Source organism: Lysinibacillus fusiformis (assembly GCF_002845985.1).
GTDB classification, from domain to species: Bacteria; Bacillota; Bacilli; order Bacillales_A; family Planococcaceae; genus Lysinibacillus; species Lysinibacillus fusiformis_D.
Genome location: NZ_PDFK01000002.1, coordinates 360,788 through 379,913, shown reverse-complemented (window position 1 = coordinate 379,913; position 19,126 = coordinate 360,788). Strand labels below are relative to the sequence as shown.

The following is a 19,126-nucleotide window of genomic DNA, read 5'->3' as shown; positions in this document are numbered from 1 at the left end:
AAGCTACGATAGAGTAACAGCAATCATTGCAATTTTTTAAGAGGAGTGAGAAATAATCATGGCGAAAAGCAAAATAATTGTTGTCGGCGGTGGTCTTGCCGGTCTGATGGCAACGATTAAAGCAGCTGAAGTTGGTACTGAAGTTGATTTATTCTCATTAGTTCCTGTAAAACGCTCACACTCTGTTTGTGCGCAAGGCGGAATTAATGGTGCGGTAAATACAAAAGGTGAAGGGGATTCTCCATGGATTCACTTTGATGATACAGTATATGGTGGGGACTTCTTAGCGAACCAACCACCAGTAAAAGGTATGTGTGACGCAGCACCTGGCATTATCCACTTAATGGACCGTATGGGTGTTATGTTCAACCGTACACCAGAAGGACTTTTAGATTTCCGTCGTTTTGGTGGTACTTTAATGCACCGTACAGCTTTCTCTGGTGCAACAACTGGTCAACAATTACTATATGCGCTAGATGAGCAAGTTCGTTCTCATGAAGTAGCTGGTTTAGTAAATAAATATGAACACTGGGAATTCCTTGGTGTTATCATCGATGATGACGGCGTTTGCCGTGGTATCGTAGCGCAAGATATGCGTACAGAAGAAATTAAATCATTCCGTGCAGACGCTGTTATTATGGCGACTGGTGGCCCTGGTATTATCTTCGGTAAAACAACAAACTCTGTTATTAACACAGGTTCTGCTGCTTCTATCGTTTATCAACAAGGTGCTTCATATGCGAATGGTGAATTCATTCAAATTCACCCAACAGCGATTCCTGGAGATGACAAAAACCGTCTAATGTCAGAATCAGCTCGTGGTGAAGGTGGTCGTATTTGGACTTATAAAGACGGTAAACCTTGGTACTTCTTAGAAGAAAAATACCCAGCTTATGGTAACTTAGTACCACGTGATATTGCAACACGTGAAATTTTTGATGTCTGTGTAAACCAAAAACTTGGTATTAATGGCGAGAACATGGTATACCTAGATCTTTCTCATAAAGATCCACATGAATTGGACGTTAAACTTGGTGGTATCATCGAAATCTACGAAAAATTCGTAGGGGATGATCCACGTAAATTACCAATGAAAATTTTCCCAGCAGTTCACTATTCAATGGGTGGATTATGGGTTGATTACAACCAAATGACTGAAATTCCTGGTCTATTTGCAGCAGGTGAATGTGATTACTCTCAACATGGTGCAAACCGTCTTGGTGCGAACTCATTATTATCTGCTATCTACGGTGGTATGGTTGCAGGACCAAACGCAGTAGATTATGTAAAACACCTTAAAAAGCATGCAGAAGATCTTCCACAAGAGATTTACGATGCTCGTGTCAAAGAGGAGCAAGCGAAATGGGATGCTATCATGAAAATGGAAGGCACAGAAAACGCTTACTTACTGCATAAAGAGCTTGGTGAAATGATGACTGCTACAATGACTGTAGTACGTTACAATGATCAGCTTGAAGATACATTGAAAAAACTTGATGAGCTTACTGAGCGTTGGAATAACATCAACATTAACGATACGCAAAAATGGAGTAATCAAGGCGCGCACTTTACGCGTCAACTTAAAAATATGTTAGTGCTTGCAAAAGTAATGACAAAAGGTGCACTATTACGTAATGAATCTCGTGGTGCACACTATAAACCTGATTTCCCTAACCGTGATGACGAGCAGTTCTTAAAAACAACAATGGCGAAGTTTGACCCAACTACTGGTAATCCAATCATCACGTACCAAGAAGTCGACGTTTCTTTAATCCCACCACGTAAACGCGACTACTCTGCGAAAGGAGACTAAAAGTTATGCAAATCGCAGCTAATACTGGAAGAATGGTCAAAGTGGAAATCTTACGTCAAGATACACAAGGCGGCAATAGCTACTGGCAAAAATTCCAAGTGCCTTACCGTCATGGTATGAACGTAATCTCAATTTTAATGGAAATTCAAAAAAATCCTGTTACTGAGGATGGTGTAAATACATCGCCAGTATCATGGGATATGAACTGTTTAGAAGAAGTTTGTGGTGCATGTTCAATGGTCATCAATGGCCGTCCACGTCAATCATGTTCAACACTTGTTGATCAATTGACTGAGCCAATTAAGCTTGAGCCAATGAAGACATTCCCTGTTATTCGTGACCTACAAGTTGACCGTGAACGTATGTTCAATGCACTTAAAAAAGTGAAAGCTTGGGTACCAATTGATGGTACTTATGATTTAGGTGAAGGTCCACGTATGCCAGAAGGTAAACGTCAATGGGCTTATGAATTATCTAAATGTATGACTTGTGGTGTATGTATGGAAGCATGTCCAAACGTGTCTGAAAAAGCTTCATTCATCGGACCAGCTCCATTATCACAAGTACGTCTTTTCAACACTCACCCAACTGGTGCAATGGTTAAAGATGAACGTTTAAATGCTATTATGGGTGATGGTGGCCTTGCGAACTGTGGTAACTCTCAAAACTGTGTAGCTGCATGTCCAAAAGGTATTCCTTTAACAACATCTATCGCTTCACTAAACCGTGCAACTACAGTGCAAATGTTCCGTAACTTCTTCGGTTCTGATCACTACGTAGATTAATATACGGACAAGCTAAATGCCCAAACTCTCTTACACTTTGTGTGAGGGAGTTTTTTTATTTGAAGTTGCATATGATATAAACAGAAGGAATATTTGTGATAAAAGGCGTAAATTGCGGTTTTTTCTATGATAATATAGTATTTTCTTTTATAATGAATATGTATTCATTTCATTTGCCGTCATTATAATTAAAACAGGCAAATACATAACAGGGGATGGTGTAACATGAAAGCAAACTATATTGAAGATTTTCAAGAGTGGGAAAAGGATTTTTCCTTTTATAGTGAGGTACGTGTACGTTTTTCAGAGACAGACATGTTTGGTCATATGAACAATACCGTTAGCTTTACATATTTTGAGCAAGCAAGAATTGATTATTTCCATCATTTAGGTATTTTAATGCCTTCAGCAGTTAATGAGGATGTGGAGGCTATACCGATAGTGGCCGATTTACAATGTGATTATGTGAAGCAGGTCTTCTTTGATGATGTTCTCCGAATTTACACAAAGATCGCGAAAGTTGGAAATTCATCACTGGACATTCATTATCTTGCTAAAAATCAAAAGAATGAAATTTGCTTCACTGGTCGTGGAACAATTGTGCAAATGGATCCTCGAACAGGCAAGAGTGTGCCGATTTCTGAGGAAGATAGGACGAAATTCATTCAATTGGCGATTCTTCCTCATTAGTTTATAGTGTAATTATATGAAAGTTTATTGAAAAAGTAGGAATTGCATTTTACATAAAATTTATGAATGTATCGATGTAATTTTCGAAATTTTTAAGGAAACATGGAATAATCATGCAAATAGCCGTCACCGCTTCCAGCCCCTTAACATAAGTTACAATACGTGCGGGGGAGGAGGGTGTAACTGAATGAATGGCTCTCATCATCGTTCTCTTTTAACAAACCGAGAACGTGAAATATTTGCGCTTTTATTAGCTGAAAAAACAACGAGAGATATTGCAGAGCAGCTTGGTATTAGTGAAAAAACAGTGCGGAATCACATTTCCAATACAATTCAAAAGCTAGGTGTAACGAATCGATCTCAGGCGTTAATTGAGCTGTTACGCTTGGAAGAATTTAAATTAGACTAATGGACACTTGCTATTTCGTGAAAAAAACGACAAAATAGAACTATTCAACGTATTTTTAGGAGTGAAATAGTTATATGTCGGATGAAGTAACAAAGCACTCACCTGAAACCGTTGCAACGGTTGAAAAGGAATTACGCTATATAGCGGCCATCGTGAAGCAAAAGGGAAGAGAAATTGTTTCCGACTATGCGATAACGCCGCCACAATTTGTTGCATTACAGTGGTTAGAAGAGCTTGGTGATATTACAATTGGCGAATTATCAAACCGTTTATATTTAGCCTTTAGCACAACAACAGATTTAGTGGATCGAATGGAGAAAAATGAATTAGTCAAGCGTGTGCGTGATGAAAATGATCGCCGTGTTGTTGTCGTTCATCTTCTCGAAAAGGGCGAACGTATTATTCAAGAAGTTATTGAAAAAAGGCAGCAATACTTGCAGGAGATGCTTGTTGGTTTTAATGAACAAGAAGTCGCGCAATTATCAAGCTATTTAGAAAAACTACATGTACACATGAAACAGGATTGAGGCGGAAAGTATGAATGCCCCGATAGGCGTTATTGACTCAGGAGTAGGCGGTTTAACCGTAGCAAAAGAAATCATGAAGCGATTGCCAAACGAAACGATCTATTATATTGGCGATACAGCAAGATGTCCGTATGGTCCAAGAAGTCGTCAGGAAGTACGGAATTTCACTTGGCAAATGGCAAAAGCACTCGAAAAAATGAATATTAAGATGCTCGTTATTGCTTGTAATACAGCGACTGCAGTAGCACTCGAAAGTTTACAAAGAAATATGCCTTTTCCGGTACTAGGCGTTATTAATGCTGGCGCACGTGCAGCTGTAAAAAAGACGAAGCGACATGAAGTCGTTGTGCTTGCAACAGAAGGAACAATTAAAAGTGGGGCGTATGAAGAAGCCTTATTATCACTTAATACGTCAACACATATTATCCCACTAGCATGTCCAACATTCGTACCACTTGTAGAAAGTGGCGAATACAAAGGTGACTTTGCAAATAAGTTAATAGCTGAAGGCTTAAAGCCGTTGAAAAATCGACAATTTGATACGGTTATTTTAGGGTGTACACATTACCCTATTTTACAAAAACAAATTGAAGCTGTTGTCGGAGGAGATGTGAATGTGTTATCTTCTGCGGAGGAAACAGCAAAAGATGTTCAAGAAATGTTAGCGTATAACGGCACTTTAGCAAATGCTGATGCGGTGCCTGCCCATAAATTTTTTGCATCTGGTTCTGTTCCAATTTTCCGTTCAATCGCTGAGAATTGGCTGGAGCAAGGTACTCTTGACATAAAACGTATGACATTAAAATAAAAAATCAGCTTAGCAACAGGCTAGGCTGATTTTTGCCGTTTTTTTAGCTATGTACATAAACGTCCGAGTACTTTTTTGATGGCACAAATTGTGATAAGATGAGGGCGCGAAAGTTTTTAGGAGGAACGAATGATATGACAAGATTTGATGGAAGAAATGAAGACGGGCTACGACCTGTAAAAATGGATACAGAGTATCTATTACACCCAGAAGGCTCCGTATTAATTCAAGTAGGTAATACAAAAGTAATTTGCACAGCAACAATTGAAGACAAAGTACCTGGCTTTTTACGTGGCCAAGGGAAAGGATGGATCACAGCCGAGTACTCAATGCTTCCTCGTGCAACCGCTCAACGTACACCACGTGAATCCTCACGAGGAAAAGTCAATGGCCGTACGATGGAAATTCAACGCTTAATTGGGCGTGCATTACGTGCTGTTGTCGATTTAGAAGCCCTTGGAGAACGCACTGTATGGATTGACTGTGATGTTATTCAAGCTGATGGTGGCACTCGTACAGCATCTATTACAGGAGCATTTGTTGCAATGACACAGGCAATTGCTAAGTTTGCTGAAGAAAAGCCATTTGAGAAGTTCCCAGTAACAGACTTTTTAGCGGCAACAAGTGTTGGCATTGTAGAAGAACAAGGTGCCATTCTTGATTTAAATTATGTAGAAGATGTGGCTGCTGCTGTTGATATGAATATTGTGATGACAGGCACAGGGCGATTTGTTGAAATACAGGGTACAGGTGAGGAAGCTACCTTTTCTCGTGAAGAACTGAATGAATTGTTAGCATTGGGTGAAAAAGGCATTCAGCAATTAGTAAATCTTCAAAAAACAACGCTTGGTGAACTGGCCAACAAAGTCGGAGGGAATCAATAATTATGAAACAAGTAGTCATCGCCACAAAAAATAAAGGAAAAGCAAAAGATTTTGAAGCATTATTTGGTCCACTAGGTTATGAAGTAGTGACAATGTTTGAAGTAGCACCAGAAATGGAAATAGAAGAAACTGGTACAACATTTGAAGAAAATGCAATCTTAAAAGCAGAAGCGTTGGCGAAGGAACTTGGCACAATTGTGATTGCAGATGATAGTGGCTTAGCAGTGGATGCATTAAATGGTGAGCCAGGCGTGTATTCTGCCCGCTATGCTGGCGATCATGACGACGAAGCAAACATGGTAAAATTGTTAGCTAATTTACATGGTGTCGAAGATGACAAACGTACTGCCCGTTTTTGCTGCTGCATTGCAATTGCAGGACCTGATTTTGTAACGACAACGGTATTCGGCACATGTGAAGGGGTTATTGCACATGAAAAACGTGGAACGAATGGATTTGGCTATGATCCAATCTTTTTCGTACCAAGCTTAAATCGTATGATGGCTGAGCTTTCACCAGAGGAAAAAGGCTCTATTTCTCACCGTGGCAATGCCATTCGCAAGTTAAAGGAACAATTACCGAATCTTATAAAATAAGAGGTGATATCCATGAAAATACTTGTTATGAGCGATACACATGGTGATAGCCATGTCATCGAAAAGGTTAAAGGTTTTTATCCTGAAATAGATGTTGTCATTCATTGTGGAGATAGTGAACTTCCTTTCTCACATGAGGCATTAAAAGGCGTGAAAAAAGTAAGAGGAAACTGTGATCGTGAAACAGCTTTCCCCGAAGAGGAAATTTTCACAGTCAATGATGTTAAAATTTTTGTGACGCATGGCCATTTATTCAATGTGAAAAATTCCATCTTATCATTAACCTATCGGGCCAAAGAGGTGGACGCACAAATCGTATGCTTTGGTCACTCTCATATCCTTGGTGCCGAAATGATTGATGATATTTTATTTTTAAATCCTGGAAGCTTATTAAAACCACGTGGTCGTAAAGAGAAAAGCTTTGCGGTTGTGGAAATCACTGCAACCTCTTTTAAAGTCGCTTGCTTGACAGATGATCATCAAAGTATTGCGACTCATATTTTTCAACGAAATTAACATAAAATAAAAATCCGCATAACATTAAAGTTATGTGGATTTTTATGTAGGCTTTCTAGTGGTAAATTTGACTAGGAATGATTAATGTTGAAATTGCAAAAATAAATCAAAAGGCAATAAAGGAGAAAACATGGAAAAGACAATTGGCTGGCATTTTGATAATAGTTATGTTCGACTACCAAGTATTATGTATTCCGATATTTCGTTAAATCCTGTTCGTTCACCAAAGCTAGTTTTGTTAAATGAAGCTGTTGCAGTGTCACTTGGATTAGATGCTCAAGCTTTACAGAGGGAAGAAGGAGTCGCTATCTTAGCTGGCAATAAAATCCCAGAAGGTGGCGAACCAATTGCACAAGCCTATGCAGGGCATCAATTTGGTCATTTTAATATGTTGGGTGATGGTAGAGCACTTTTATATGGAGAACATATAACACCTCAACAGGAACGGTATGATATCGCACTAAAAGGTTCTGGTAGAACACCTTATTCTCGTGGTGGAGATGGACGAGCTGCGTTAGGGCCAATGCTAAGGGAGTACATCATGAGTGAGGCGATGTTTGCGTTAGGGATTCCCACATCACGTAGTCTTGCAGTAGTGGCTACAGGTGAAATGATTATGCGAGAAACTGAATTACCAGGAGCAATTGTCACGCGAGTTGCCAGCAGTCATTTGCGAGTAGGGACCTTTCAATATGCCGCACAATGGGGAACAGATGAAGAGCTCCAACGCTTGGCTGACTATGCATTAGAACGTCATTTCTCAGCTGATACTGGCACTCAAAATCGATATCTTTATTTGCTAAAGGAAGTCATGAAGAAGCAGGCATCCTTAATAGCACAGTGGCAGTTAGTGGGCTTTATTCATGGAGTCATGAACACAGATAATATGACCATTAGCGGTGAAACCATTGATTATGGTCCTTGCGCTTTCATGGACACCTATGATCCCGCGACTGTATTTAGCTCTATTGATCGGCAAGGTCGTTATGCTTATGGAAATCAGCCCAACATTGGTGGCTGGAATTTAACACGCTTAGCTGAGACGTTACTCCCTTTCATTCACGATGATCAAGAAGAAGCTATTCAATTGGCACAAGACACGCTACAACAATATCCTCACTTCTACGTTGAAAATTGGTTAAAGGGGATGCGCGCAAAGCTAGGTATTTTTAATGAAGAGCAAGAAGATGTCCAGCTTATTGAAGGGCTTCTACAGCTTATGCAACAATACGAAGCAGATTATACGAATACGTTTATCGCTTTAACCTTTGAGCAAATGGAAGATACCCCATTAATGAATGCATCAGCGTTTCAAGAATGGCATCAAAAATGGACGGAGCGATTAGCGAGACAGCAGCAAACGAAAGAAATGTCACAACAATTAATGCGTCAACATAATCCTGCTGTTATTCCTCGCAATCACAGGGTAGAAGAAGCTTTAGAAGCAGCTGTAGAACGAGACGACTATCGTGTTATGAATAATTTATTAAAAGTCCTTGCTCAGCCTTATGCCCATACGAAAGAGCAACAAGAATATGCTGCATTACCTGAACCGTCTAATCAACCATATCGTACTTTTTGTGGCACATGAGTAAAAACGAGAGACATTCATTCTCTCGTTTTTTATTGTATATAGGCACTCTACAGAATCCGATCGCATACTCTATGTATGAATAAAGATAAAGGAGAATGGGGTCGGTGCATAAATTTTCAAAAGGTTGGTTTGTCAAAGAGTTACGAGCTCATGGGATAATGGTTCATCCTCAATTTAAAAACCATTTAGGCTTATTTAAAGAATCTGAATTACGAAATTTATATTATCGGTATGTTGAAATAGAATATGCTGAGCAAGATCAATAGTCCAGTTGTTTGAATAACTCCTTTCTAGGAAAAGCTAGTAGTTAGAAAGGAGTTTTTCTATGTGGATGATGACACAGACATGGCAAGATGTTCTATTTTTACACTGGCCCATAGACCCCAAAGAGTTAGAAAAACATCTACCTGAGGAACTAAAACTTGATCTCTTTGAACAAAATGCTTGGCTAAGTGCTGTCCTTTTTAAAGTTCATCGACATCGACTACGATTTCTACCAACCATTCCTGGAATGAATATCTATTTACAATTGAATGTCCGAACATATGTAGAGTATAACGGCATGAAAGGCATCTATTTTTTTCATTTAGATGTCACGAATTATTTCGTGTCAAAAATCACGGCATTAGGTAGTTTACCATACCGCTTCTCCAAAATCTTAGCAAAACAAAGAGAAAATCACTTTTCATATACAAGCCATTACAAAGCCTGTGACGAAAGATTAAGGGTTACTTATACAATAGAAGATCACACGAATACTAATTTTGACCAATGGATTGTAGAACGTTATCATTCATGGGCCAAGTGGAAGGATACCCTTTTTCGAATTGATATCCACCACTCACCATGGGAAATACAGCGGGCAAGCGCAACGATTCACAGTAATACATTAGCTTCTTTTATGAAGGGGAATTTTCAGGGAACGCAGCCTATTGCTCATTTTGCTAAAAACAAAGTAGCGAAAGTTTTTCCACCAGTAGTTGAACGCAAATAAATGGGATTTTTACATTAAAAAAGATAACAAAATTGCATCACAATGGCGCCAGCAATCATATCTGACATGGCTAGAGCTTCTGCTTCAATTTCATCAAAAACGTCTATATCAGCTTGATAATCTTTCTGGATCATCGTCACGGCTTCATTTTTCGTTAAAGCTAAATGCGTATAAAACATTTTTTGGACAGCCTCTCTACTTAAGTAAGGATTAATCGTATGCAAAAATAGCGCAATATCATCTGCATTGCGATACCATTCCTTCTCTTTTGCTTCCGCTGTGGTAGCATCTCCTTTAGAAGCAGCTGTCACTAATTGAGCAGCCAGCAGCAGATGTTCTTTAATTAATGCTGTATATCGATCTGCTATAGAGTCGCCGTAAAAGGGACGTAGACAATTTCCTAAATCAGTCGCATTTCGTAACAGACGCTGCTGCACAAAAGGAAGATCAGGTAAATTGAAGACAATGCTAATAATCGTCATTCGCGTCCAATTGACATGCTCCATCCAAAGTAAGCGATTCATCGCCATAAAATCAGCTTCGGCTTTACTGATACAGCGCCGGTAATCATGTGAATGTAAAAAGTGACGAATCGGTGCCGTATATTGAGTAGAGGGGGCTTGATACAGCTGGCTTAATGAAAACCCATTTGAATAGGGGTACAAGGCTTCACTCCTTCTTGTTCTTTCTCCTACAGTAGCATACTCTAAGGAAACTCTGGGTATGAAGAACAAGTAAGGAAGAGCAAATGACAAAACTACTCTTCATACATCATTTTCTTTGTCATGCCGCCATCGACCGTAAGATTAATGCCTGTCACAAAATTATTTACGGGGTTTGTTAAATAGAGACAAGCCTGTGCGATATCTTCAGGCACACCAACCCTTCCTGATAAATGCTGTACATGATCGACTGGTCGAAGTGCCTCATAATCGCCTGTTTCAATCCAGCCAGGCGAAATACAATTCACCGTGATTTGATCAGGACCTAAAGACCGCGCTAAAGCATGTGTTAACGCCACAATACCACCTTTTGTAGCCGCGTAGGCTTCCGTATTAGGTTCTGACATCTCAGCCCGTGTAGATGCTAACGAAACAATCGAACCACCTTTCACATTGTGCCTCATCACCTTCGCAGCCTCTCTGGCACAGAAAAAGGCACTCGTTAAATTTGTGTGTAGTAGATGATTCCACTCCTCAAACGTCACATCATAAGGAGAGATATGCTGAAACTGCCCAGCATTATTAATTAAAATATGAATAGTCCCATATTGCTCAACAGCTCGTTGCATTAACTGAACGATATCCTGTTCCTTCGTTACATCTGTTTGAACAAATAAAACAGCGTAGCCTTGTGCAAGCATATCCTGTTCTAATTGTTGACCTAAACCGTCATTTAAATCAGCAATTACCACCTTTGCGCCATGCCGTGCATATGCAAGCACTATCCCTTTGCCAATCCCTTGTGCGCCACCTGTAACAACAACGACCGAATCCTTAAACATCTACATACCTCCCAATTTTTTATCGCCAATAGTGTAGCAAATATTTTCATATTCGTCTTCTTGAGAGGAGTAAGACATGGTATAATCGAAGCTGTGGCAACATATGATGAACAATATGAGGCAAACCTTGCCTACATAGTAAAATTAATGTTGACATTATGCCATAAAGTACATATAATAAGTATTGTCCTTCCTATGAAATACATAGAAATGACACCATGTCTCAGTAGCTCAGCTGGATAGAGCAACGGCCTTCTAAGCCGTCGGTCGGGGGTTCGAATCCCTCCTGGGACGTCAATAACAAATCAAAGGTTAATTTTTAACCAAATTGAAAAGCGCTTGAAACCTTATGAACAATAGGTTTTGAGCGCTTTTTTTGTTTATATTAATATTTTTAAGAATCGCATAGAATAACATATAAAAAATAAATTAGGTAAACAAAATGTAAACATGGTGAACAAAGAAATTAAAATGGAACAGACGAATTGATAAAAGATCCTACAGTTAAAGATCGTTATACAAAAGAATTTGTTTCGTTTAAAGAAGGACAAAGAGTTAGGGTTGCAATTCAAAAAGGGAGTTCATGGTCAGGGTCATATTCAAAGTATGATTGGATTATAGTATCAATGTTCCCTGTATTTTAAATTTATGTTACAATCTATATTATGGAAATTTTTAAAGAAAGTGACTATGGGATGGGAAATAATAAAATTATACAAAATGTGAAACAAACTATTTCTGGGATTGAAATTGGGTATTTTACCACTGCCAAGAGTTATATTTACGATGAATATTTTAAATATTTTAATGATGAGGATCAAGAAACTAAAAAATATGCATTACTACTTTTTACATGCATGTTAGGTAACTGGTATAATCAATCGACTTTTGTCTTTAAACCTGAAAAGGAACGTTTACAATATAACAATGAAAAAGGAGCAAAATTTTTTAATTTTGAGGACTATATAACTTCATTGTTAGATAACTATCAAAATATTAAACGAGAATTTCCTTATATGTTTGAAATAATTGTTGTTTATTTACTTCTGATAGAGAAAGATAAACATTTGAGTTATGAAGAATGGTTTCCGGAAATTAATCCAGAAATATTTAAAGAACTCAGGGAGGAAATTTTAATTCCCAACAGAAATTTGGTCAATGATTGCCATCCAATAAAATATTTATTTAGAGAAGTTGGAATAAAACCTTTTTTCAAAGGTGATTTTTTTTAATGAATAAATACTAAAGCCACATTCAAAAAAGAGTGTGGTTTTTATTTTGTTAACTTATAAAAATAAATAAGTAAGAAAATGAATTTCTTAATACTAGGAAAGTTCGCAAAAAAACAGTGTGAATTGATCAAAAGCGTTGATTACTTCCATCCTATTTGTCCCATGATATGGATAGATGGGGGGTGTTGGTTAATGGATTATGAATATACTGTAAAGTTTTACTTTGAAGAAAGTCGTGAAGAAGAATATAAAATCAAGACTAATATTGGACAAGAAACTTTTGCAGAAGAAATTACTAATGGATTCAATGAGAAGTCCTGGTATTCATTTACTGAAACAGAAAATTATAAAACAGTATTAATTAATACTAAAAATGTTTATAAGGTATCAGTAGTGCAAGACACTGTAGAATTTGATTAATCATTATAAGTCACATCCAAAGGTAGTGACCTTTTAATGTTAAAGTTTTAGTTATGCAGCTAATTGGCTGGCATGAGTTCGGTAATTTACTGGGCTCAAGCCAGCCAGTTTTTGTTTTAATTCGTTCATTATTGTAGTAATCGATAAACTTCTCTATTTTCTTTTTTAACGCTTCATAGGAGATTCATTCTTCCCCGTCATATATTTCTTGTTTGAGTAAATCAAAGAAGTTCTCCATTGCGGCATTGTCTGCACAAGTTGTTTTACGAGATATGCTTTGGAAAATCTTGTTTTGTTTTAATGTTTGCCCCCACGAATTATGTTGATAATGCCACGCTTGATCTGAGTGAATGGTCGTACGGTATTTTACACGTTCATGAATGATTAGGAGCACTAACCCATCACAAAATCGAGTGTCGGGCATTTTGACATGCTAAAAGCGATAATCTCACCATTATATAAATCCAGTATTGGACTTTTTCGTCTCCTGTACACTGATATGTCTGTTACGACTTTTTGAAGGGTATACGGTACTGAAACGACGGTTTAAACGTTCCCAAACAGTGCCTTTATATAATTTATAGCGTGATTTGCGTACGAATTTCTCACATTTGAAGGAATTAAAGAGAAGGAATCCTAACTCTATATGAAGAAGTAGTAACTTGTTGAGATGACTCAATCATTTTTAATTAAGGAGGAACTTTTTTGCAATTACTTTTTAAATATAATTGGATGGTAAGAGAAGACTGGTTTCGTTGGTGTGACGAGTTGAGTGAAGAAGAGCTTTTGCAAAACCGACCTGGTGGAATGGGAAGTATATTACATACACTTTTCCATATAATTGATGTCGAATGGAGTTGGATACGACTTTTACAAGGTAAAACTGATTTTCAGGAGAGTTTTGAGGAATATAATAGCTTGGAAAAGGTTCGTAAATTGGAAGCTGAATTTCATTTAGAAGTAAAAAACTTTGTAAACCAATGGGACGACAGTATGGAAGAGCGTTTACTCCATAATACATTAGCAGATGGAAGGATTGAGACACATATATGGGGTGAAGTCATTCGCCATACGATTGCACATGAAATCCATCATATAGGACAGTTATCAATTTGGGCTAGAGAGATGGGAAGAGAGCCTATCTCTGCAAACCTAATTAGACGGGGTCTCTCTTCATCATTGAAGGGTTAGAGGTAGGGACCAAATAAATATAAATAGATGGAAAGATTTAATAAGTTTTTAATATACCGATTGATAAAAAGCTATAAAAATAGGTTTTAGATAGAGGAAAATGAAAACATAGTAATGGATAGAAAAAGTAAAAATAGCTTTGATATCAGACACTCTCGCATGAGGGTGTTTTTTTATTGATAGGAGTAAAAAATGTAGAAATATGAAAATAATCATAGAATTACCTCGATTATCCATGTATATTTGTGGAGAAGGGAGTTTGAATAAATGAAAAAATTGCTTATTTTACCACTTATTTTGCTACTAGGTATTTTGTTAGTAGCTTGTAGCCAAGGTGATGAGAGTGGTAAGAAAAAAGAAGGTGCTGAAAAAGCATCAGAAGAAACATTAAAAGTGGATAAAGGACTTTTAAATGTTGAAGTTACCATACCCGCTACACTTTACAAGGGACAAGACATAGATTCTATTATTTCGGAGGCAAAAAATAGTGGAATTAAGGAAGTTATTAAGAATGATGATGGATCTTTAACTTATAAAATGTCTAAATCCGAGCACAAAAAAATGATGAAGGAATTAAAAGAAAGAATAGTAAAAAGTGTAGAAGAACTTAAAACAAGTGAAGATTTTGCTTCTATAAATGATGTGGCTTATAACAAATCTTTTTCTGAGTTTACACTCACAGTAAATAAGGAAAAGTTTGAAGGTAGTTTCGATGCACTGGCATCCTTTGGGCTTGCTTTAGCAGGCATGTACTACCAATTATTTAACGGTGCAGACGTTGAACATTATAAAGTCACAGTATATATTAAAGATGAATCAAATGGAGAAGTATTTGATACTATGGTTTATCCAGATGAATTAAATGAAAATAACGATAAGTAACTTGAAGAGCACCTAATATACAGGAGGAGTTGTCATGAAAAAGCTAGGATTATTATTATTGGTGTCTATTTTATTGGTAGCTTGTGGTCAAAGTGATAAAAACAGCAGTTCAGATAACAAAACAAAAGAGTCTGTTGAGAAAAATGCAGAGGAAGAAGTTAAGGCATCTGAAAATAATGAAGAAAATGAACCAGAGGTAGAGGAAGTTCTGACGATTACTAAAGGTAATGTATTAGTAGTTGATAATTATGCAGAAATCACAATTAACAACAATATTTTTGGTAAACAAATTTCACCACCAAATCCAAGTTCTGTGTATACATATTACAAAAACGAAGAGGAGGGGGAAGTATACTTAGATACAATTATTTCAGTAAAAAGTTTACTAACAACAGGTCAAACATCTAATGAATTTGTAGATGTAAAAATTATTTATGATGGAAAATACGAATACAAGACTTTCTCAACAATAGAAAATCGAGGTGGATCAGATTTCACGTTTACAAATATTACATCAATTGAACCTCTGAAAAATGGTACACTACATTTTTTAGCTTCCGTTCCAGAACAAGTAGAGCAGGATGGGAAGCCGCTTAAAGCGATAATTACTGTAAAAGGGAAAACGTATGAACAAATAATTAGATAGCTATTTATTGTATTAAGCACTCCTATTTGGGTGCTTTTTACTATGTTAAAAAGAGACAGCAACTATTCGAACAGTAATCCAAATCGACGATCGTTTGAGCCAGACATGAGAGTAATACAAGGCTGTTCAACTTATCTTTATATCTCCTAAAAATAGGAAGCAATCAAGCTTCAAGGTAGCTACAGTTACCTCAAAAGTATCTAATAGTATAGAATTGTTCGGCACACAACTCTTCGACAAGGAGGATAAAAAACATTTAGCGTGAAGCCATCTAGATGGTAATAAATCTTCTTCAAATAACATAGTAGTCATTTTAAATATCGTTTGCTACGTTCATGAGAAAACAATATGTGTAGACGAATATGCTTTGTTAAGATTAATAACATATTAAAAAAGTTTGCTAAGGTATAGTGAAAAATTTACTTGTTTAAAATAAGTTCATTCTTTGGGAAAGTAGCTTAGCTATATTTATAAATGCAATGTAGATGTCATATTTTCTTTTCCTAGTTATTTAGCTTTATTGCAAGGACATTTTTTTAATTTGATTTATACTATTAACACTTAAAATGATTATTTTGTATTGAGTGGAATTTCCTAATTATGATACCATATAGATTAATACATATATGGAGGAATTATTATGGAAAAGAGTAAAATAAAGTTATTATTACTATGTTTATTGTATATTTTAATTCTATCAGCATGTAATCAGAAAGAAGAGCGTGTTGATAAATCAGGTGAGAATGAACAAGAAAAAGTAGAGACTTTACATCAAGAGGAAAAAGCAGTAACAACAAATCAAGATAATTTAGCTATCGAGAAAGCTTCCACTAATGAAGAGACTGATGAAGACAATCATTTAAATACATCTTTGACAGTAGTTTTAGAAGATGTTATTCCTAGAGATCCTAGTACTGATAATAATGTCTATGGATATGAATTAAATTTTATTATGAAATATATAAATCACACAGATAAAGACATTAAAGGATTTTTAGCAGAAACATATTTTTATGATATGTTCGGCGAGTTAGTATACAAGTCAGCAATGAAATATGAATGGGATGTTATTCCTGCAAATGGTTCTACAAACTTTAATACTGCTGTTGATTTAAATCAATTCAATGATGTAGATATGCGCTTTTATAATTTACCATTTGAGAATATGACTTTTAACTATAAAATTAAATCCATAATCTTTACGGATGGAACAAGTATATAAAGCCTTACAATATGTTTATAAGATAACTTTAATTATCAAATAGTTTTTACATTCTTGCTTCTTGATTAAATAACTATTTATATAAATTAGCAAAAGTGTGTCGTTAATCGATAACATGAATCTGGATTTTTTTATAATATAATCCCATCACTACTGAAGGAGTAACGAAGATAAGCTTTACCAAACTCAGTTGAGAATAGATAAGTATACCCTTTCCATTCTCGCTCCTTACTAGATTACAGCAAGCAGTCGATAAAGCTTGGTTTGACAAAAAATGAACTGATTAAAGGAAAGCTAGAAGGTTTAAGATTATTTTTCGCAATTTCAATCATAGATGCAGTATCGCTAGACTACTTGAATAAAAAAACCCCCATAAAAGTTTAAATTAGTATCTGACTTTTATGGGGTTAGTTCATATGATTCTCTGTTTTTGGAAGGGAATTACTCCATTATTATTAATTAATTGCTTGTAATGAGTCTAACCCTTCTTTAAGATATACAAAACTTTTATATTTTATTACATTACTATCTACCGCCATCAAAGAATTTAAATATCTCTTTAATTCATTAATATAAGCACTTGTAAAATCGAATAAATCGAAAGTATGTACCCATTCATTATTACCAGATAATTGACTGTAGTTCGTAATAATGAGATTATGACCTTTCTTTTCAAAGCTAATAATATTAGCGTTTCCAAATGGGTCTAATTTTTGTACTTCATTTGTTTGATGAAGTCGTATTAATAACTCATTTAATTCAATTACAATAGTACTGTGCATAGTTGTAGAAAAGAGTAATTCTTCGACATCTCCATCACTAACTAATACTTCTAAATAACTATCGAAATAGTAATCATAACCAAGATCCTCGTTTTTTAAAACGAATATATCTTCATCGACATTAAATTTTATTCGCATGTAGTGCTCTCCTCTAATTATTTTTTAGTGATGACTGATTTCCCACTGGTTGGGTAAGAAGTTTTTATAACATAATTATCTGTCACAACTGTTGTCATTTCATCAATACCATATTTATTAGGTTTATATTTATATACCATAGTACCATCTTTTGGATTAACACTTGCTAATTGTCCTTTTTCTAGAGACTCCATAATTAAATTTTTAATTTTCGCCTCACCAAGGTGTTTTGGAAAAAGTGTTGTCCCTTTTGTAGCAGCAGTTCCTGACACATGTCTTTTATCAATATGTTGCCATCCAGTCTTAGAATTTCCATCCATTAAGATTCCTCTGCTATTAAACTTTTGAACTTTCCCTAATCCTGCTAATGCATTTACCTCATCCTTTTTACTGGATTTCTTCAATAAACTATAGATTTTCCCCGATTTTACGACTTTACCTGCTGGAAATAAAGAAATGATAGCAAGATTTATTTATGATGAAAAGCGAAAAATGAAAAACAGGCGACTTTATTTGCCATCTGTTCTATTTTTCTCTGCCATCTTTCAATATAAAACTTTCCTCGAATTGTGCATCTGGAATTTCTATCATTTTATTCAATTATGTCTAGCTTATTGGTTATATTGAACTGACGAAAATTGAAGTGAGAACAATAGCATTTCCTTAAAAAAGACGCCTAGTCCGATGAAAAGCTGGGAAAAGAACTGGCTTTTTACGTGGACTAACAAAATTTGACGAGGCAAGTTTTATAATGACATCAACAAGATGTTCTCACCATAAGAAAAGGGTCACCAGCTGGAGGTGACCCTTTTGTTATGGTGCTGTAACGACATGATCGATAGTTGCCAATAATGAAGGCACTAGCTTATATTCGTTTTCTTACAGTGAAAGATGATTCATATTAATATTCTTTTTGCACGAAAGTTGCGCCTACAATAATTAAAAGAATAAATAGAACAACAATTAAAACGAATGTGGAACTATTATTTTTACCGTAGTCCATGCAATAACCTCCGCCATAGTCTTGACCAAAGCCTTGACTATAGCCTCCGTAACAACAATTAAAACCGCCTGTGTTTCCAAAGTATCCCATTGTGACCTCTCCTTTCTTCAATTTATTGTATGTGGGGATATTGAAAGGAGAGGGGTATTCGTCTAATTGATTATTCTATATTGACCCAATCCAGAATTGTAGCTAGTGTTTTAGCTTAAATGAAGCGGTGATGCTTTTATAAAAAAATAAATGTCAAGTTTCAAAAACGCCGCTTTTATTATTATTTGGTGTTATTGCAATATGGGCGAACCAACTTACCATTCATCGTTCAATTCATAAGACTACCCATTCTTTTTGCCTTTTTAATTTGCGCAGGTGAAAGTCTTCTGTCATCTCCTCAGCATTACGAATAGAATCTTAAAAAGTATAGAGGTGACCTTTCCTGTTTGGACCTACCATTTAATTTTCAACCTACAATGAAAATAGATGGATAAAATTC

The 19,126-nt window shown here is 36.1% G+C and carries 25 protein-coding genes and 1 tRNA gene; 19 read left to right on the top strand and 7 right to left on the bottom strand.

Annotated elements, in window-relative coordinates; all coding sequences use genetic code 11:
- Nucleotides 1-58 precede the first annotated feature (58 nt).
- The 12 genes from sdhA (at nucleotide 59) to CRI88_RS07860 (ending at nucleotide 9,616) form a co-directional block, all read left to right on the top strand.
- Nucleotides 59-1,813, top strand: coding sequence for a succinate dehydrogenase flavoprotein subunit (sdhA, locus tag CRI88_RS07915; RefSeq protein ID WP_036128225.1), 1,755 nt, complete (start codon nucleotides 59-61; stop codon nucleotides 1,811-1,813).
- 5 nt (nucleotides 1,814-1,818) lie between these two features.
- On the top strand, nucleotides 1,819-2,598 hold the full coding sequence (gene sdhB, locus CRI88_RS07910) for a succinate dehydrogenase iron-sulfur subunit (RefSeq protein WP_058844339.1): 780 nt from the start codon (nucleotides 1,819-1,821) through the stop codon (nucleotides 2,596-2,598).
- 225 nt (nucleotides 2,599-2,823) lie between these two features.
- The gene (locus CRI88_RS07905; protein ID WP_036128221.1) at nucleotides 2,824-3,288 is read left to right on the top strand and encodes an acyl-CoA thioesterase; all 465 of its coding nucleotides are present in this window, start codon (nucleotides 2,824-2,826) and stop codon (nucleotides 3,286-3,288) included.
- A gap of 187 nt (nucleotides 3,289-3,475) precedes the next feature.
- The gene (locus CRI88_RS07900) at nucleotides 3,476-3,697 is read left to right on the top strand and encodes a helix-turn-helix domain-containing protein (RefSeq protein ID WP_004226437.1); all 222 of its coding nucleotides are present in this window, start codon (nucleotides 3,476-3,478) and stop codon (nucleotides 3,695-3,697) included.
- 74 nt (nucleotides 3,698-3,771) lie between these two features.
- Nucleotides 3,772-4,224: a MarR family winged helix-turn-helix transcriptional regulator gene (locus CRI88_RS07895; protein WP_016991542.1), complete on the top strand. Its 453-nt coding sequence runs from the start codon at nucleotides 3,772-3,774 to the stop codon at nucleotides 4,222-4,224.
- A 10-nt stretch (nucleotides 4,225-4,234) separates the two neighbouring features.
- Nucleotides 4,235-5,032, top strand: a complete 798-nt coding sequence (gene racE, locus CRI88_RS07890; RefSeq protein ID WP_036128218.1) for a glutamate racemase — start codon at nucleotides 4,235-4,237, stop codon at nucleotides 5,030-5,032.
- 134 nt (nucleotides 5,033-5,166) lie between these two features.
- Nucleotides 5,167-5,916, top strand: a complete 750-nt coding sequence (rph, locus tag CRI88_RS07885) for a ribonuclease PH (RefSeq protein WP_036128216.1) — start codon at nucleotides 5,167-5,169, stop codon at nucleotides 5,914-5,916.
- A gap of 2 nt (nucleotides 5,917-5,918) precedes the next feature.
- Nucleotides 5,919-6,512 carry an XTP/dITP diphosphatase gene (locus tag CRI88_RS07880; protein WP_036128214.1) on the top strand — a complete coding sequence of 198 codons (594 nt, stop codon included), beginning with the start codon at nucleotides 5,919-5,921 and terminating at the stop codon, nucleotides 6,510-6,512.
- A 12-nt stretch (nucleotides 6,513-6,524) separates the two neighbouring features.
- Nucleotides 6,525-7,028 carry a metallophosphoesterase gene (locus CRI88_RS07875; protein ID WP_036128211.1) on the top strand — a complete coding sequence of 168 codons (504 nt, stop codon included), beginning with the start codon at nucleotides 6,525-6,527 and terminating at the stop codon, nucleotides 7,026-7,028.
- Between the two features lie 130 nt (nucleotides 7,029-7,158).
- Nucleotides 7,159-8,619, top strand: a complete 1,461-nt coding sequence (locus CRI88_RS07870; protein ID WP_058844340.1) for a protein adenylyltransferase SelO — start codon at nucleotides 7,159-7,161, stop codon at nucleotides 8,617-8,619.
- A gap of 98 nt (nucleotides 8,620-8,717) precedes the next feature.
- Nucleotides 8,718-8,888, top strand: coding sequence for a DUF2639 domain-containing protein (locus tag CRI88_RS07865; protein ID WP_170829897.1), 171 nt, complete (start codon nucleotides 8,718-8,720; stop codon nucleotides 8,886-8,888).
- A 59-nt stretch (nucleotides 8,889-8,947) separates the two neighbouring features.
- Entirely contained in the window at nucleotides 8,948-9,616 is a 669-nt protein-coding gene (locus CRI88_RS07860; protein WP_058844341.1) for a YqjF family protein, read from the top strand.
- A 14-nt stretch (nucleotides 9,617-9,630) separates the two neighbouring features.
- Here the strand turns inward: CRI88_RS07860 and CRI88_RS07855 are convergent, their stop codons facing one another.
- The gene (locus CRI88_RS07855) at nucleotides 9,631-10,245 is read right to left on the bottom strand and encodes a hypothetical protein (RefSeq protein ID WP_058844357.1); all 615 of its coding nucleotides are present in this window, start codon (nucleotides 10,243-10,245) and stop codon (nucleotides 9,631-9,633) included.
- Between the two features lie 128 nt (nucleotides 10,246-10,373).
- Nucleotides 10,374-11,120 (bottom strand): SDR family NAD(P)-dependent oxidoreductase, encoded by a 747-nt coding sequence (locus CRI88_RS07850; RefSeq protein WP_058844342.1) that lies wholly within the window; start codon nucleotides 11,118-11,120, stop codon nucleotides 10,374-10,376.
- A gap of 220 nt (nucleotides 11,121-11,340) precedes the next feature.
- Here CRI88_RS07850 and CRI88_RS07845 point away from each other — a divergent pair.
- The 3 genes from CRI88_RS07845 (at nucleotide 11,341) to CRI88_RS07835 (ending at nucleotide 12,772) form a co-directional block, all read left to right on the top strand.
- Nucleotides 11,341-11,414: transfer RNA gene (locus CRI88_RS07845), tRNA-Arg, on the top strand.
- 371 nt (nucleotides 11,415-11,785) lie between these two features.
- Nucleotides 11,786-12,352: a hypothetical protein gene (locus tag CRI88_RS07840; protein WP_058844343.1), complete on the top strand. Its 567-nt coding sequence runs from the start codon at nucleotides 11,786-11,788 to the stop codon at nucleotides 12,350-12,352.
- A gap of 192 nt (nucleotides 12,353-12,544) precedes the next feature.
- Nucleotides 12,545-12,772 carry a hypothetical protein gene (locus tag CRI88_RS07835; RefSeq protein ID WP_036125924.1) on the top strand — a complete coding sequence of 76 codons (228 nt, stop codon included), beginning with the start codon at nucleotides 12,545-12,547 and terminating at the stop codon, nucleotides 12,770-12,772.
- Nucleotides 12,773-12,782: 10 nt separating this feature from the next.
- Here CRI88_RS07835 and CRI88_RS23200 read toward each other — a convergent pair whose 3' ends face one another.
- Together CRI88_RS23200 and CRI88_RS07830 are read right to left on the bottom strand one after the other, a co-directional pair.
- Nucleotides 12,783-12,956, bottom strand: coding sequence for an IS3 family transposase (locus CRI88_RS23200; RefSeq protein ID WP_139149539.1), 174 nt, complete (start codon nucleotides 12,954-12,956; stop codon nucleotides 12,783-12,785).
- On the bottom strand, nucleotides 12,957-13,196 hold the full coding sequence (locus tag CRI88_RS07830) for an IS3 family transposase (RefSeq protein WP_058844344.1): 240 nt from the start codon (nucleotides 13,194-13,196) through the stop codon (nucleotides 12,957-12,959).
- A 281-nt stretch (nucleotides 13,197-13,477) separates the two neighbouring features.
- Here CRI88_RS07830 and CRI88_RS07825 point away from each other — a divergent pair, with 281 nt between their 5' ends.
- From CRI88_RS07825 to CRI88_RS07810, 4 genes are all read left to right on the top strand, one after another.
- Complete coding sequence (locus tag CRI88_RS07825; RefSeq protein WP_058844345.1) at nucleotides 13,478-13,963, top strand: DinB family protein; 486 nt, start codon at nucleotides 13,478-13,480, stop codon at nucleotides 13,961-13,963.
- A 267-nt stretch (nucleotides 13,964-14,230) separates the two neighbouring features.
- Nucleotides 14,231-14,845, top strand: coding sequence for a hypothetical protein (locus CRI88_RS07820; RefSeq protein WP_058844346.1), 615 nt, complete (start codon nucleotides 14,231-14,233; stop codon nucleotides 14,843-14,845).
- Between the two features lie 34 nt (nucleotides 14,846-14,879).
- Nucleotides 14,880-15,491: a hypothetical protein gene (locus tag CRI88_RS07815; RefSeq protein ID WP_058844347.1), complete on the top strand. Its 612-nt coding sequence runs from the start codon at nucleotides 14,880-14,882 to the stop codon at nucleotides 15,489-15,491.
- A 640-nt stretch (nucleotides 15,492-16,131) separates the two neighbouring features.
- Entirely contained in the window at nucleotides 16,132-16,713 is a 582-nt protein-coding gene (locus tag CRI88_RS07810; RefSeq protein ID WP_058844348.1) for a hypothetical protein, read from the top strand.
- Between the two features lie 455 nt (nucleotides 16,714-17,168).
- Here the strand turns inward: CRI88_RS07810 and CRI88_RS07805 are convergent, their stop codons facing one another.
- From CRI88_RS07805 to CRI88_RS23195, 3 genes are all read right to left on the bottom strand, one after another.
- Nucleotides 17,169-17,633 (bottom strand): hypothetical protein, encoded by a 465-nt coding sequence (locus CRI88_RS07805; RefSeq protein ID WP_036124246.1) that lies wholly within the window; start codon nucleotides 17,631-17,633, stop codon nucleotides 17,169-17,171.
- A gap of 17 nt (nucleotides 17,634-17,650) precedes the next feature.
- Complete coding sequence (locus CRI88_RS07800; protein WP_058844349.1) at nucleotides 17,651-18,037, bottom strand: hypothetical protein; 387 nt, start codon at nucleotides 18,035-18,037, stop codon at nucleotides 17,651-17,653.
- A 497-nt stretch (nucleotides 18,038-18,534) separates the two neighbouring features.
- Nucleotides 18,535-18,726 carry a YjcZ family sporulation protein gene (locus CRI88_RS23195; protein WP_036124248.1) on the bottom strand — a complete coding sequence of 64 codons (192 nt, stop codon included), beginning with the start codon at nucleotides 18,724-18,726 and terminating at the stop codon, nucleotides 18,535-18,537.
- Between the last annotated feature and the right edge of the window lie 400 nt (nucleotides 18,727-19,126).